Raw genomic sequence first — 15,746 nt, forward strand, 5'->3', positions numbered from 1 at the left:
AAATGTTAATGTCGCATGGTTTACATGCAAAAATGTCATTTGGGTGAGGATTATGTATCCTAAGTAACCAGATGAATTGGGTAGTCCCCATAGATTATAGGGATGAAGGATGAGATATGAGAGATGGCAGATATAGCAATTCTAAATGAGTGTGACATTTGAGGGGATGGACTATAGATTAATTGAAATGAATGGTATTATTGGAGGATAATGAATCAACCTAACTATCTTGGTAAAGTTTATTTAGTCGGCGCAGGACCCGGAGATCCCGGATTATTTACCCTCAAAGGTAAAACTTTGTTAGAACATGCCGATGTGGTGGTTTACGACGCTTTAGTCAGTGCGCCGATTTTGGCAATGATTAACCCGAAGGCAGAAAAGATTAATGGCGGAAAACGGCGCGGGCGTCATTCATTACCCCAGGAACAAACCACACAGTTGCTAATTGAAAAAGCCAAAACAAATGCCGTTGTGGTACGCCTCAAGGGGGGTGATCCCTTTGTATTTGGGCGCGGTGGGGAAGAAATGGAGGATATAATTCGGGCGGGTGTGTCGGTAGAAGTGGTTCCAGGTATCACGTCGGGGATTGCAGCACCCGCTTATGTGGGGATTCCCTTGACCCATCGCCAGTATAGTTCATCCGTCACCTTTGTCACCGGTCACGAAGCCGTAGGTAAATATCGCCCCCAAGTCAATTGGCAGGCGATCGCACAGGGAAGTGAAACTATTGTAATCTATATGGGGGTGCATAATCTGGGCAATATCGTGGCGCAACTTACCGCCGCCGGACGTTCTCCAGACACCCCCGTGGCTTTAATTCGCTGGGGAACCACACCACAGCAAGAACACCTAATTTGCACTCTGGAAACCATTGTGCAGCAAGTGGAAGCAACTGGCTTTGAAGCGCCTGCGATCGCGGTTATTGGTGATGTGGTTAATCTACAGCAAATTTTGAGCCACTGCCAACCTATAATTTTTAGTTAGGATCACGCTTCGTGGAAATAGATGGTCAATTCCGGGTCATCCACACCTAAAAACAAGTTAATGCGCTGGTGGGAGTCCCTAACTCCCCCATCACGGTTATTAGTCATCGCCCTGGCTGCACCCTTGGCGGTGTTAAATGCATGGGCATTTTCGGAAATTTTCGCCTATTTTCAATCCCTACTTGTCACGGTATTGGCAGCTTCCCTGTTAGCGTTCCTGTTGAACTATCCGGTAAGCTGGTTAGAAACCCTGGGAATTAAGCGAGGATTAGCCGCTTTCTTTGTGTTTTTAGGGGCGCTATTGCTGTTGTTCGCTATTGGCGTAACGCTGTTTCCCCTAGTTCTTACTCAAGCCCAACAATTGGTGAGTCGTTTACCCGAATGGTTCGATTCTGGGCGGCGTCAGTTGATAATGTTGGATCAGAGGTTGGAAGATTTTAGCTTACCGATTAGCCTGGATGGTTTAATTATTCAAATCAATGACCGACTGAAGGGACAACTGCAAATAATCGCGTCTAAAACCTTGAACATAACTCTAAATTTAGCCGTGTTTACGGTAACCAAGGTTTTGGATGTACTATTAACCATTATTTCTACATTTTATTTACTCCAGCATGGTCAAGAAGTCTGGCGTAGTTTAATTGAATGGTTACCAAATAAACTGCAGAAATCGGCGTCGAATACTCTACGCTTAAGCTTCCAGAACTACTTTATCGGGCAGATTATTATTGCCACTTGTATGGCGTCGGGGTTAATTTCGCTATTTGTCTTACTCAAGGTTCCGTTTGGGTTGTTATTTGGGTTTACGATTGGAGTTATGGCACTTGTTCCCTTTGGCGGTTCTGTGGGTATAGCTTTAGTGACGTTACTTGTGGCATTGCGAGATATTGGTTTGGGGGTTCAGGTATTGGCGGTGGCGGTGGTTTTTCAGCAACTTGTGGAAAATTTATTAGCGCCGAGAGTTTTTGGTCGTGTTACGGGGTTAAATCCGTTTTGGGTGTTTATTTCTCTGTTAATTGGGGTAAGGGTGGGGGGATTATTGGGCGTGATTGTGGCGGTACCCACTGCTGTTGTGATTAAAGAGGCTTTGTTTGAGATAAGAAAGGCGAGAAAGGATCGCAATACCGGGGTGAATCCATCGGCTGAGTTGGTTCAAGATATGTAGGGGCGCAAGCCTTGCGCCCAGAAAGGCTGTAGGATTAAGTCTGTATATTTTTTTAACGCAGAGAACGCAGAGGTTTACGCAGAGAACGCAGAGGGAGTTAGTGGTGTATGGCAATCGGTTGTAATTTTAAGGCTAAAGCCCTGACTACGAACTTAAGGTAAGAGTTGATGAGAGTTTAAGGGTTTTGTTGTGTCCTGTGTAATGCAAAGTATGAACGCATCTAATCTGCGATCGCTGATTCGGTTTATTCTGTTAGGTATTATTGGCTTGGCTTTGGCGTTAGGGCTGGCGAATTGTGATACTCCCTCTACCCAAATTAGCCAGAGTTCCGCGATTCCTGCTGATACCCTGGTTTATGGTTCGGGTGGACAACCGGTGAACCTGGAACCGGGAAATATTACTGACGGCAATTCTCTTGTCGTTCAGCATCAAATCTATAATACCTTGCTGAGTATTAAACCGGGAACCACGGAGTTAGAACCAGGGTTGGCGACGGAGTGGATGGTATCTGAGGATGGGGAAACGTGGACATTTAAGTTGCTCGATGATGTTAAATTTCACGATGGTAGCGATTTTAATGCCGAAGCGGTAAGGTTTAATGTAGAGCGCTGGTGGAATCCTGACAGTGAGTTTGGCTATCGGGATGCGGGGAAAAATTACGAGATTTGGGCGAATTTGTTTGGCGGGTATAAGGGAAGTCCTGACTCAATTTTACAAGATATTGTTGTTGTGGATGATAATACCATTGAGTTTATCCTTCAGCAACCTTTTGCTGCATTTGGGGCGGCGATATCTTCGAGTTATTTTGGGATGGCGAGTCCCGATGCAATAAAACAAGCGGGGGCGGATTATGGTACGCCTGCATCCTTGGCAGTGGGTACGGGACCGTTTATATTTAAAGAATGGCGGACTGGCGATCGCATTGTTCTAGACAAGAATCCGAACTATTGGAAACCTGAGTTACCGAAGTCTAATCAGTTGGTGATTCGCTTCATTACTGATCCCTCGGCACGGTTGGCACAATTACGGGCGGGTACTATTGATTTTACTGTGGATTTAGCCCCGGATCAACTAGCCGAAATTGAAAATGATGCCAACCTAGACGCCCTATTTCGTCCCTCGTTTAACGTCGGCTATTTGGCACTAAATCCCAGCTATGAACCCCTTTCTAAGGTAGAGGTGCGTCGTGCGATCGCACAAGCTATTAACACCTCGGAAATCGTCCCCGCCTTCTGGGGAGAATTGGGTCAACATGATAATCATTTTACTCCGCCGTCTCTGTCGGAGTATCAGTCTGAGCAAATTATCAATTATCCCTACAATCCTCAACAAGCCAAACAACTGATTAGTGATGCAGGGTATCCCAATGGCTTTGACCTTGATTTGTGGTATATGCCCGTCAGTCGTCCCTATTTTCCCACACCTAAGCCCATCGCCGAAGCGATAGCCGCCGAATTAAGTGCTATTGGCATTAACGTTAACTTACAAACCAAAGATTGGGCAGCTTATTTAGAGGATCGCCGAAAACCGCCAGGATTTCAAGCCTTTATGTTGGGATGGACAGGGGATTATGGTGATCCCGATAACTTTTACTATGCTCATTTTGGTCCCGGCGCAACTGAGGATTTAGGCGGCTGGAAAAATGAGCAAGTTCTCCAGCTTTTAGAACAGGGAAGGGCGACGAATGAGCAAGCCGAACGGACTAAAATTTATGCCCAAATCGATGAAATTGTCGCCCAAGAAGCCGTCCGATTACCCATCGTTCATTCCCAACCTTTATTGGCAAAACGCAAAACTGTTACCGAGTGGACACCTAGTCCCTTGGGTTCAGAACCCTTTGAGACAATAAGCAAAAGTTTGTAGTTGCTCTGTCTTCGCCATTAAAAGCAGAGCGTTGACGATAAACCCTTAATTAAGTCAATACTTAGTCATGATTTTTCTCGAAACTTAAAAAAAATACATGCATCCAAGGAGACATTGGGAGTGAGACGAAAACTATAAATTATACAAAGTTTTACGAATATGCAAGGGATTTAACTGTGTCAAAATTAATTTTGCCCACAAAATACCCACCATAGATAGTATACCTGAAAATCGCACAAGCCTCTCACAATCGCTGTAACCCTTGAAAATTCGTAGCTTTTTCCCAAAAAGAGGTGAAAAACGAGCAATTATGACGTTTTGTTGAGACAAGACTCTGATTGGAAAATTTAAACCGTTCTGGGGGAAAGAATAGTTTAAGTTATTATAACTTGACAAATTGAGGCGAAACGACATTGAGTCAAGCTCAGGAAATGTCAGTAGCGAAGGAGAAAGAAAGAGCCAAGTGGTATCTAGTGAATAGTGGTTATCAAAAGAAGTGCGATCGCCCAGGTATGATTGGCTCTGATTAGTCTAAAGTCCAAGTGTGCTTGCCTTTGATGATAATCGGGTTAGATTCCGTTGGGTTGAGCGAAGTCGAAACCCAACCTACAACTTACAAAGGATGTAGTGGTATGGCACACCTGAATTGATGAATTACCATTGTAGGGGCGCACCGACGTGCGCCCATTTTAACCGTAAAAACCGTTATAGGATAAAGACTTGAGGTGAAAAACTTTAAACCAGAAAATGACTTACTATATCATCAAGCGCCTACTCAACCTGTTACCTGTTCTCCTGGGTATTACCCTTTTAGTCTTTCTCTTCCTTCACCTAATCCCCGGTGATCCCGCAACAGTTATGCTAGGAGAACGAGCTACCTCTGAACAGGTAGAAGCCTTACGGGAACAACTCGGTTTAAATCAACCCTTACCCCTGCAATATCTCACCTTTATCAACAATCTACTCCATCTCGACTTCGGCACAAGTATTATCAGCGGTATTCCCATTATCGATGAAATTAGAACCCGCTTTCCCGCCACCTTTGAATTATCCCTAGCCGCCATGATAGTCGCCGTCATTCTGGGAATCCCGGCTGGAGTTTTAGCGGCTGTTTATAAGAATCGTCCCGCCGATAACATAACCATGATTGGCTCATTACTGGGGGTTTCCATGCCTGTGTATTGGTTGGGATTACTTTTAATTTACCTGTTTGCCGTTACCTTAAACTGGTTTCCCCCCAGTGGACGAATTAGTATTGAAGCGGGATTAACCTTTCAACCGATTACCGGATTTTACCTCTTAGATGCTATTCTAAAATTAGATATAAACCTATTACAAGATGTTCTCGCTCACCTCATTTTACCTGCTCTAACCCTCGGCACAATTCCCTTAGCCATTTTAGCGCGAATTACTCGTTCTTCTCTGTTAGAGGTTCTCTCCCAGGACTATATTCGCACAGCTAGGGCAAAAGGTATTCCCGAATATTGGGTGATTCTTCGCCATGGTCTAAAAAATGCTCTATTGCCCGTGGTGACAATTATTGGATTGCAGTTTGGTACACTTTTAGGTGGTGCTATTTTAACTGAAACTATCTTCTCGTGGCCCGGAATTGGTTCCTGGATTTACGAAGGAATTTTGGCACGAGACTATCCCATTGTTCAAGGAGGCGTTGTTGTTATCTCGATTATCTTTGTCTTGGTTAATCTTGTTGTTGATATTTCCTATGCGCTAGTTGATCCGAGAATTAAATATAAATAGCAAGTGGCGCAACGTCAGTTGTAGAGACGTTGCATTCAACGTCTCTACAACTATCTTTTCCGTTGCAACCTGATGTAACTCGCGCCCGCCCAGACGCTTCTTGCATCGCGTCTATACAATAGTTTCTAGACTTCCCGTGAAAAGTCAGATAAGTTATCAAGCATCAGAGGAGATATTTTGTATCTTTGTGTTACCGTTTTTAGAAAAAATTCCCTATTCCTTGACAAAGGACAACTGACAAAGGACAAATGACAAAGGACGAATGACAAAGGACAAAGAAATGAAAGCCGTAGTCATGACTACTCCGGGTAAGCCAGAGGTGCTGCAATTGCAGGATGTACCCGAACCGAAACTGCAAACCGATAGAGACATCTTAGTGCGACTCCAAGCCGCAGGCGTTAACCCCATTGACACCAAACTGCGAAGCCGTGGCACATTCTATCCCGATGAAAGGTCCCCCATTTTAGGCTGTGATGGTGCGGGTGTTGTCGAAGCCGTGGGTTCTGCTGTCAGCCGATTTCAAGTTGGCGATGAGGTGTATTTCTGTGCCGGTGGATTAGGCAAATCGGGTACGGGGAATTATACAGAACTCACAGTTGTTGATGAACGCTGGGTCGGCCGAAAACCCAAATCCTTATCCTTTACAGAAGCCGCCGCCGCCCCTTTAGTCCTAATTACCGCCTGGGAAGCCTTATATGACCGAGGGCGCTTAGAAGCCGGACAAACGGCGCTGATTCATGGGGGTGCTGGTGGTGTTGGACATGTTGCCATTCAGCTTGCCAAAATCAAAGGGGCTAATGTGTGTACGACGGTGAGTTCTCAGGAAAAAGCCCGATTAGTACGTCAATTCGGCGCAGACCAACCCATCCTTTACACACAAACTGACTTTGCCCAAGCCGCCTTAGATTGGACAGAGGGAAGAGGTGTAGATGTAGCCTTTGATACTGTGGGGGGTCAAACCTTTTACGATACCGTTCCCGCCGTGAAAGTGTACGGGGATTTGGTCACCATCCTCGAACCTGACTATAATATTGGGAAATTGAAAACGGCGCGATCGCGAAATCTGCGGATTAGCCTAGAACTCATGTTAACACCAGCACTCCAAGGATTGGTTGCGGCGCAGGAACACCAAACCGACATTCTCGAACAATGCGCCCAATGGATAGATGAAGGTAAGCTAAACATTCACCTCTCTCAAACCATTCCCCTCCCCGACGCCGTTAGCGCTCATCAAGCTATAGAATCAGGATCAACCACTGGAAAAATCGCCTTGCAGATTGCCTAAACAGAAGTCCCATGGCACACCTAATTTAATGGATTAACCTCTCTTGCTCCCCTCTCCCTTCATTCCCCCCTTTTTCCCCCCCTCTCCATCCCCCCCTTTCAAAGGGGGGCTAGGGGGGATGGAGAGGGGCTGGGGGTGAGAGCTTATAAGTCATAACTTATTACTAAAAATGAACAAAGAAAACCAACTGCTTCAGCAATATAGCCAGAATCAACGAAACTTTTCCGGCATAAACTTACAAGGTGCAACACTCATTACTGAAAAACTCCAAGAGGCGAACTTCAGCCATGCTGATTTTAGCAACACACTATTATTCGGCTCAAACCTTAGTCAAACCCTATTTCTAAATGCCAATCTTAGTGGTGCCATCTTAGTTGCCACGAATTTAACCGATGCCATCCTGATAGAAGCCAACTTAATTAATGCCAATCTCAGCGGTGCCAAACTAATCGGCGCTCAATTAATCAGCGCTCAATTAACTGGCATTACAATAGTCGGAGCAAATCTGAGCAATGCCACTTTGATTAACGCTGATTTGAGTCAGACCAATTTATATAAAGCCAATTTCAGTTGGAGTGAGTTGAGTATGACGAATTTAAGCGAGGCGAATTTGAGTGAAGCAGACTTAAGTCATGCGCGTTTAGTCAGCGCTAATTTGACTAGGGCAGATCTCAGTCATGCTAATTTGCAGGAGGCTAATTTCAGTGGTGCTAACCTGAGTGGAGTTAACCTCAAGGATACTACATTAAACTTAAATTCGCCAGAATTATTAGCAGAAATTATCCGACAAGCGGCTGGGGACGACAAAGAAAAGCAAAACCTGGCTGAATTACTGCTCATGTATCGCCAAGGATGGGACTATTTAGCCACCCTAAATCACCCCTTAGCCGAATGGGGAATCGAGACGATTAAAGCCATAGCCTCATCTGAGCAAAAATTTCCTGAATAGACCTGTTTGTAGTAAGCACTTTAGTGCATTAAAATTCTTTATTGTCAACCCCTAAAGTCATTCCTATTGTAGGTTTCTATACTATCGAGTTTCTGGAAAAAGCACAACATAAAGTCCATCTTGTTCAGAGACGTGCCATGGCACGTCTCTACATTAGCTACTGTACCTCTGGGCACTAAGTCGTTTCTCGCATTTCGCCTGTGCGTACTGATAAAGTTTTCGTCTGATTACCCCGCACCACTTTGACTTGGAGAACTTGATTCACGCCACTATTCTCAACCAAACGTTGTAACTGTTGTGCACTATTGACAGATTGTCCATTAATCGCCGTGACGACATCCCCACGACGCATACCCGCCGCCGCCGCTGGTGAATCTGGCACAACTTGCACGACTAAAACCCCATTCACTTCCGGTACCATGAATGAGGAATTCGGATCGCGATTATTTTCTTGCGCCAATTGAGGGGTTAAAGTGGTCATGCGAATGCCGATGAACGGATGGACAACTTTTTCACCGCGCATCAATTTGGCAGTAATTTCTTTAGCTTTATTGATGGGAATGGCAAAACCAATTCCCATCGCATCCGCACGAATGGCGGTATTGATACCAATCACTTGTCCCTGTTGGTTTAACAGTGGTCCCCCAGAGTTACCGGGGTTAATCGCCGCATCGGTTTGAATGAAATCGAGTCGTTTTTCGGGAATCCCGGCTTCTGCACTCGATCGCTGAAGGGTACTGATAATCCCTAGCGTCACGGTATTATCTAGCCCCAAGGGATTGCCCACTGCGATCGCCCAATCCCCGACTTGCACATTAGTGGAGTCTCCCAATGTGACAACCGGCAAATTGTTACCATCAATTTTGACCACGGCTAAATCTGTGATTTCATCGACACCCTGCACATTTCCTTCAAATTGGCGTCCGTCTTTGAGAATCACCGTTACTTTATCAGCCCGGTCCACCACATGGGCATTGGTGACAACCACACCACTCGGGTCAATAATAAAGCCAGAACCTTGACCCCGCAGACGCCGTTCTTGGGGCATTTGGGGAAGCGCCTCCTCCCCGAAAAACCGTCGGAAGAACGGATCATCAAAAAATGGATCAAGGCGGCGTGTCACTGTGCGTTCCGTGTCAATCCGCACCACCGCAGGTCCCACTTGATTCACCGCCGCCGTGACAAAACTGCCGCCGATATCGGTAATGGGTGGGCGTTGGGCGAGAACTATGGGAGATTCGGGTTCATTTGTCAAGACCGGTTCAGCGTGAGAGGGTGAGACATTATAAAACCCAACCGTCAACAGAACACCTGTTGCGATCGCAATCAGATAAGCGCTGATTTGGCGTAACCGAGGGAACAACGTTGTCAATCGCATAGCCTTATTCTTGAGTTCAGTTGTATGTATCTATGATCATCTATCAAAATGATTGTCACAATTGCTTAACATTGGCTGGTTAATCCAGGACGTTCTTTGAGCCAAAAGTGTTTCAGCGATGAGCGGTTCCCCTCCATTAGAAAACCTTGCTCCCAAACATCTCGACTCTGGATTACGATGAACAGAAGAACCAACCCATAAATGTTGCCAATCCCGAACTGGAGCTAAGCCATTGATTAATGAAACCTATACTCGCTCAGACTCAGACTTACAGTCACTGAATCAATCCTGCCACACCAGCCATGGAGAGCATGATCATGATCATGCTGCATCCAGCCACACTCATGTTCACGATGAGGAGTCTCTACGGCGAATTGTCAATCGGCTTTCTCGAATTGAGGGACATATCCGAGGGATTAAGACGATGGTACAGGAAAGCCGCCCCTGTCCAGATGTGCTGGTGCAAATTGCAGCGGTGCGAGGCGCATTAAATCGAGTTGCCCGAGTTATTTTAGATGAGCATTTAACTGAATGTATCGGTCGGGCGGCTGATGAAGGTAACATGGAGGCGGAAATCGAACAATTGAAGACTGCCTTAGATCGATTTTTGCCATAGTTCTCTTGGTGCGGATAGAGTTTTGATTGTGTAGGGGCGGGTTTCATTACTATCATTTGATACCTCACCCCGATGGAATTAAACCCGCCCCTGTGTAGGGGTTCACTTTCATTACTATCATTTGGGACCTCACCCCGATGGCATTAAACCCGCCCCTGTGTAGGGGTAAAGGGAGAAAATCTAGACTGGTGGATACATTAAGAAAATTTGCTGCATTGCACTCCCGATTTTGAGCATAATGAAGAAAGGATAAAACTATCTGGCTATAAATTCCGGCTGAGTGTGGTTCTCAGCACAAGGTTGAAATCAAGAGTGCGATCGCCTTATGGCTAATTTTTACTGGAAACATTCCTATACCGCCCTCGCTGCCTTATTGGTAGGGGTAACTGGCTGTTCCTTAAATTTACCCCCCGATAAGGCTGAGAGTCAGCATTCCCCATCTCAAGCTGACTCCCAGGCTGAATCCATTCTAGCGGTGGAAAATTCCCCATCCTGTGCATCCCAAGTTGATCCCTTTACCAAAGCAATTGACAAAGCGACGGGGGCGGCGAATCTTGCCCAATCTGCCCAATCGCCCCAAGATTGGGATTTGGTTGTCTTAGGGTGGATTCAAGCGATTGAGGCGATGCAATCGGTGTCACCGGATAGTCCGAAACGGGCGTTTGCTCAGAAAAAGGTGGCAGAATATCTAAACAACTTAGATGTTGCCCAACAAAAAGCGACGACAAAAACCTCTCCTCTACCCTTTGCCAGCTTTGATAACCCCATCTTTGAAGAACAACTCCTGCTGTATCTTTCTTATGTCGCCGCCGTAGGTCCTCCAGATGTCCTGATTGTGGGCAGTTCACGGGCATTAGTTGGTGTTGATCCCCAACAACTGCAACAAGTTCTGGCGCGTTACGGAAAAGGGGGTTTAAAAATTTTCAACTTTGGCGTAAATGGGGCGACGGCTCAAGTAGTTGATTTTCAACTGCGACAACTTTTAACCCCAGAACAACTCCCGCGCCTGGTGATTTGGGCAGATGGCGTGCGGGCGTTTAATAGTGGGCGAACGGATAAAACTTACAATAGTTTGGCAACATCGGCTGGATATCAACAGGTAATGGCAGGAAATCGCCCCAAACTACCGGAATCGACGACTAAAACCCCAGATACTTGTGAAGAGATTCCGGCATCAATTACCCAGAGTCCCGATTCGGATAAATCCACACAACCGGGAAATACTATACCTGCTAATGACACGGCCCAACGCTGGCGGTTAACCCGAGTTTCCTTTGAGACGAGTAGTAATCCCGTCTCCACCCCAGAGACTCGGTTACTTTTAACTCAGTTAGGGGGAAGCCAACCGCAACGACTAGCACTGGCACGTAATACTACAGGATACAGTGCGATCGCGATGGATGCCAATGGCTTTTTGCCCATGGATAGTAAATTTGACCCGAAAACTTACTATCAGCAAAATCCCCGTGTGGCGGGGCGCTATGATGCGGATTATCAACCCTTTAGCTTTGCCGGTCCCCAGGCGGTGGCGTTGAATTCAATTCAGGCATTTTTAGCGCAGCAGCAGATTCCTTTGGTAATTGTTAATTTGCCTTTGAGTGAAGATTATTTGGATGGGGTGCGTTTAACGAGGGAACGGCAGTTTCGACAGCGAATGCAGCAGAAGGCTGCTCAGAATGAGTTTGTTTTTGTTGATTTAGCAGAGCAATGGAAAAATCAAAATCAGTATTTTGCTGATCCGAGTCATCTCAATCGCTATGGTGCGGCGGCTGTGGCGAGTTTCTTGGCGGATAAGTCTGAGATTCCTTGGTATCAACGTTGAGAGGAGATGAGGGTAGGAAAAGGTTAGCAAAAACACGTAACGTTCAATTAGGTTGGCTAAAGCCAAAAATTAGGACAACTATCAGTCTCCCAACTTATTCCGCCGATGTATCTTGTTCTAACCAAATCGACAAATCCTCCAGACTATTAAAGCTTAAAATTGTCTGAACTAAGCGTTCTAAATTTTTCCCAGACAAGCCTTCGATTTGGCGGCTAATGTTTTTAGGAATTTCGCCAAAACGCTGCTGGAGTAAAGTTACTACTACTCCTAGCTTTCCCTGTAGAATTCCTTCATCTTTAGCTTGAATGATTCGCCCTGTTTCATCTTGTAACATTATTGCTCGCCGCTCCAACTCCTCCAATTCTTCTACGGTGAGATTCGCTTGATTCGCGATATTTAGCGCTTTCTCTATTGCAGATACTTCCGCTAAGGGGGCGGGAATGCTTTCCCAGGTTGCTGCTTCTTTAATAAAATAAATCCACTTGTCCGTCAAACTGTTTAACTCAGACAAGGTTTTATTGAATTTCGGTAATTCTATGAAAATGAGTTGTAATTCTACGGCTTTATACCTAAATGATTCTTCCTCTTCTTTGAAAATAAACTTTGTCACAACTTTAGGGGTTTCTTGAAACATGATAAAATCAGCAATATTTATAGCAATTACTGGATTTAATAGCCAGTAACCTTCGCCAACGCCTAACTGATTTGCGTAAGTCTTAGCGAGGTTGTACGTGACCCGTTTATCAAAAGCTTTTGTGCTGGATACTTGCATTTCAATAATAACAGTCGAGCCGTCATACAAAATGGCTCTCACGTCCAAATAGCTCTCTTTTAACTCTCGAATTTTACCAGGATTGTATGGATTGAGAATGGTTAAAGAATGAATAACGTTTTTGTTACTATAAATAATGGCATTGAGAAAGCTAATCAGTATTTCTTGGCTTTGGTCAGAACCAAATATTTTTTTAAATGCATAATCTACTTTAGGACTGATAAATTTCATGTTTTTTTTCTCATTGATAAGGCTCCCCTGCGTTAGTAGAGACGTTGCATGAAACGTCTCTACATTTCCTCTTGAGGAGGCATTTTTGTTAATTAAATGATTTGAATCATATCTGTATATTCCGTCAACAATTCATCATAAGTTAGGCTATCATCTTGACTCTGAGGACTCCACAGCAATTCCACTGTCATCAAATAGTCAGGACGTACTGACGCCACTTTTTTTAATGCCTGATTCAGGGTTTCGGCTGAACGAATGTCGCCAAACAACGGGTGATCATCTGCTGTTCCCACTAATAGCGTCACAACAATATAAGCCGCTGGGTCTTCCTGAGCATCGGGCATTACCGGAACTTTTTGCCGCACTCTTCCGCCAACATTACTGAGGGTTTCGGCACTAAATTTGCTGCGTTCTTCTACCGAAAGTTTGGTAAATAGTGTTTTGGCTTCCTCGACATTAACGCTTTGTGAACTGCTTAATCCATGACTCCAGGTATCAGAATGACGTAGCAAGACTAACGCAGATTCTTGTAGCAGTTCGAGTAAGCCTTCGGGAGTCGTTGTATCGACAGTTAAGGCGAGTTCCGATAACTCTGATTGCAAGTTGGGGGTGTGAGCAAATAAAGCGACTTGTAATTTACTCACCGTAACAATATCATTTTCTAGTTCATTGGTGGCGGCTTTTTGGCGTTTTAGGAGAGACAAAATTAACCTGATTAGCAGATAAATCACCAGGAAAATACCGACCCCAAAAAAGAGTAAAATGATCAAGACGGGTAAAGAGTTGGCTGATTTCGTGGAGTTCACCGCTTGAGTTGGATTTGTTGCTGGCGCGGTAGCTGGCGGTGGAGTTGTACTATTAGTTGATCCCGGATTGGTCAGGCTTTGACTGGGTTGTGCGGGGAGTGCTGAATTGGGAAGGGTTTGATTGGGTTGTGGAGGCGGTGCTGAATAAGTTGTCCCGGGATAGGATGTTGGCGGATAATTCTGGAAATCGTCATCGTCATTTTCAATTTCAATTTCGAGTTCCACCGAACTATGTCCACCTTGTCTATAAGTCGGGTGAGGGATGCGACTGGGATGGGTTGATGAGGGACTCGGTTGATGGGGTTTGGTTTGAGTCGGAGTTGGAGATGTGGGTTTCTCTAATGTCCCGCCACTAGCTCGTCCCCCGGTTGTTCCTCTATTGGTAGGATTAGATTGAGATGGAGATGTTCTCGACGATGATGGAGGGGAAGATGAACGGCTGCTACTGCTGGAACCCGAACGTGAGGAGGAACCGCGACTAAAGGAACCGCCACCGCTGCGTCCCCCACTGCTTCTAGCGTAGGCGTCGTGACGTATATCAATTGATGCGCTGATGCGATCGCGCGATACCTCTAGGTCTACACTGTTAATTAGGCTCAAACAAAGAGCAGTGGCAAATAAGGTCTTAAAGTTCATACGTGGTAGCCGATTCATGAGATTCTCCCGATGCTACTCTCCTAGCTACAATTGTAGCTTTTTGGTGAACATCATTCATCGTTTCATCGCCATCATGGTAGAGAAGAGCGGGTTTAGTTAAGTTATCGGTTAATGTCAAAATCTTATCGGTAAAACCCGCCCCTACAGCTTTGCTACCAAACGTAGGTTAACCGGAAACTTTACCAAAACTTGATAGTTCTGGGCTAGGCATTAGCGCCTTATCGGGCATAAATTAAATAAGGGATAAAATAATCTAACTGTAGCAAACTCCTATTCTTTCGTAGTATATTCATGAACCCCCCACCCCCAGAAACCATTCCCTTTGTTGATTTGACGCTGCAACACCAGCCGATTCAAGCGGACATTGAACAAGGGATTCAGACAGTTATCCAGCGCGGCGATTTCGTTTTAGGTCAAGCCTTAGCGGAGTTAGAAGTGGCATTTGCGGCGGCGTCTGGTGTAGACTATGGTGTCGGTGTCGCTTCCGGGACAGATGCGATCGCGCTAGGATTACAGGCAAATGGGATTGGTGTCGGTGACGAAGTTATTGTTCCTGCCAATACGTTTATCGCCACTCTCATTGGTGTACTTCAGGCAAAGGCGACACCCGTCTTAGTTGATTGTGACCCAAACACCGCCCTGATTGACCTGAATGCGGCGCAAAAAGCAATTACCCCCAAAACCAAGGCAATTATACCGGTTCACCTCTATGGTCAGATGGTATCGCCTCAGCAGTCACTAGACTTTACCAATACCCACAACCTGTTACTATTTGAAGACGCCGCCCAAGCCCATTTAGCCCAACGGGACGGATATCGGGCGGGTTCGGTGGGTATTGGCGCCGGCTTTAGCTTTTATCCGAGTAAGAATTTAGGCTGCTTTGGCGATGGCGGAATCATATTGACGAGTGATCCCGATATCTATCAGACCTTGCGATCGCTGCGGAATTATGGCGCACCCCGTAAATATTATCACTCAGAACTGGGCAAAAACAGTCGCTTAGATTCCATCCAAGCGGCGGTTCTCAACGCCAAGTTACCCCACCTACCCCAATGGAACCAATCTCGCAACGTCGCCGCCCACTACTATGACAAATTATTAGCACCCCTAGCCGAAAAAGGGATTATCCCCATCCAAAACCAAAGCGGTACAGGTCATGTATATCATCTGTACGTGATTCGGATTACCGCCGCCTGTTCCCTGAATCGCCAAATCGTGCAAGATAAACTCAATGCAGCCGGGATTCAAACGGGTATCCACTACCCCCTCCCTTGCCATCTGCAACCCGCTTATCACACTTTGGGCTATCAAGCGGGTGATTTCCCCCATGCCGAAACTCTGTGCCAGGAAATTTTATCATTGCCTATGTATCCTGGAATAAGTAACGCTCAAATAGAGCGAGTGGTTGATTGCCTAAATAGCTTGTTTGAACCGCATCCGGCGGCTGTAATTTCGGGGTAA

The 15,746-nt window shown here is 45.6% G+C and carries 13 protein-coding genes; 9 read left to right on the forward strand and 4 right to left on the reverse strand.

All coding sequences use genetic code 11. The features are described from left to right. Positions 1 to 210 precede the first annotated feature (210 nt). From cobA to RLO19_RS27950, 6 genes are all read left to right on the forward strand, one after another. Positions 211 to 984, forward strand: coding sequence for a uroporphyrinogen-III C-methyltransferase (cobA, locus tag RLO19_RS27925; RefSeq protein WP_446360627.1), 774 nt, complete (start codon positions 211 to 213; stop codon positions 982 to 984). Between the two features lie 21 nt (positions 985 to 1,005). Beyond that, on the forward strand, positions 1,006 to 2,148 hold the full coding sequence (locus RLO19_RS27930) for an AI-2E family transporter (RefSeq protein WP_446360628.1): 1,143 nt from the start codon (positions 1,006 to 1,008) through the stop codon (positions 2,146 to 2,148). Positions 2,149 to 2,358: 210 nt separating this feature from the next. Continuing rightward, complete coding sequence (locus RLO19_RS27935; RefSeq protein ID WP_446360629.1) at positions 2,359 to 4,011, forward strand: ABC transporter substrate-binding protein; 1,653 nt, start codon at positions 2,359 to 2,361, stop codon at positions 4,009 to 4,011. Between the two features lie 747 nt (positions 4,012 to 4,758). Then, positions 4,759 to 5,769, forward strand: a complete 1,011-nt coding sequence (locus tag RLO19_RS27940) for an ABC transporter permease (RefSeq protein WP_446360630.1) — start codon at positions 4,759 to 4,761, stop codon at positions 5,767 to 5,769. A gap of 280 nt (positions 5,770 to 6,049) precedes the next feature. Next, positions 6,050 to 7,054, forward strand: coding sequence for a zinc-dependent alcohol dehydrogenase family protein (locus RLO19_RS27945; protein ID WP_446360676.1), 1,005 nt, complete (start codon positions 6,050 to 6,052; stop codon positions 7,052 to 7,054). A 169-nt stretch (positions 7,055 to 7,223) separates the two neighbouring features. Then, positions 7,224 to 8,003 carry a pentapeptide repeat-containing protein gene (locus RLO19_RS27950; protein WP_446360631.1) on the forward strand — a complete coding sequence of 260 codons (780 nt, stop codon included), beginning with the start codon at positions 7,224 to 7,226 and terminating at the stop codon, positions 8,001 to 8,003. 175 nt (positions 8,004 to 8,178) lie between these two features. Here the strand turns inward: RLO19_RS27950 and RLO19_RS27955 are convergent, their stop codons facing one another. Then, positions 8,179 to 9,381: an HhoA/HhoB/HtrA family serine endopeptidase gene (locus tag RLO19_RS27955; RefSeq protein WP_446360632.1), complete on the reverse strand. Its 1,203-nt coding sequence runs from the start codon at positions 9,379 to 9,381 to the stop codon at positions 8,179 to 8,181. A gap of 277 nt (positions 9,382 to 9,658) precedes the next feature. Here RLO19_RS27955 and RLO19_RS27960 point away from each other — a divergent pair, with 277 nt between their 5' ends. After that, on the forward strand, positions 9,659 to 9,997 hold the full coding sequence (locus tag RLO19_RS27960) for a metal-sensing transcriptional repressor (protein WP_446360677.1): 339 nt from the start codon (positions 9,659 to 9,661) through the stop codon (positions 9,995 to 9,997). 325 nt (positions 9,998 to 10,322) lie between these two features. Beyond that, the gene (locus tag RLO19_RS27965) at positions 10,323 to 11,819 is read left to right on the forward strand and encodes a hypothetical protein (RefSeq protein ID WP_446360633.1); all 1,497 of its coding nucleotides are present in this window, start codon (positions 10,323 to 10,325) and stop codon (positions 11,817 to 11,819) included. Positions 11,820 to 11,913: 94 nt separating this feature from the next. Here RLO19_RS27965 and RLO19_RS27970 read toward each other — a convergent pair whose 3' ends face one another. The 3 genes from RLO19_RS27970 to RLO19_RS27980 all read right to left on the reverse strand — a co-directional run bounded on the left by RLO19_RS27970 (position 11,914) and on the right by RLO19_RS27980 (position 14,403). Next, positions 11,914 to 12,822, reverse strand: a complete 909-nt coding sequence (locus RLO19_RS27970) for an Rpn family recombination-promoting nuclease/putative transposase (RefSeq protein ID WP_446360634.1) — start codon at positions 12,820 to 12,822, stop codon at positions 11,914 to 11,916. Positions 12,823 to 12,914: 92 nt separating this feature from the next. Beyond that, positions 12,915 to 14,264, reverse strand: a complete 1,350-nt coding sequence (locus RLO19_RS27975; protein WP_446360635.1) for a DUF1517 domain-containing protein — start codon at positions 14,262 to 14,264, stop codon at positions 12,915 to 12,917. Then, entirely contained in the window at positions 14,254 to 14,403 is a 150-nt protein-coding gene (locus tag RLO19_RS27980) for a hypothetical protein (RefSeq protein ID WP_446360636.1), read from the reverse strand. The genes RLO19_RS27975 and RLO19_RS27980 overlap by 11 nt, the downstream gene beginning before the upstream one ends. 173 nt (positions 14,404 to 14,576) lie before the next feature. On the opposite strand from RLO19_RS27980, the gene RLO19_RS27985 reads away from it, so the two are divergent. Next, complete coding sequence (locus RLO19_RS27985) at positions 14,577 to 15,746, forward strand: DegT/DnrJ/EryC1/StrS family aminotransferase (RefSeq protein ID WP_446360637.1); 1,170 nt, start codon at positions 14,577 to 14,579, stop codon at positions 15,744 to 15,746.

The sequence above is a fragment of the Coleofasciculus sp. G2-EDA-02 genome, from assembly GCF_040226375.1.
In the GTDB taxonomy this organism is placed as follows: domain Bacteria; phylum Cyanobacteriota; class Cyanobacteriia; order Cyanobacteriales; family Coleofasciculaceae; genus Coleofasciculus.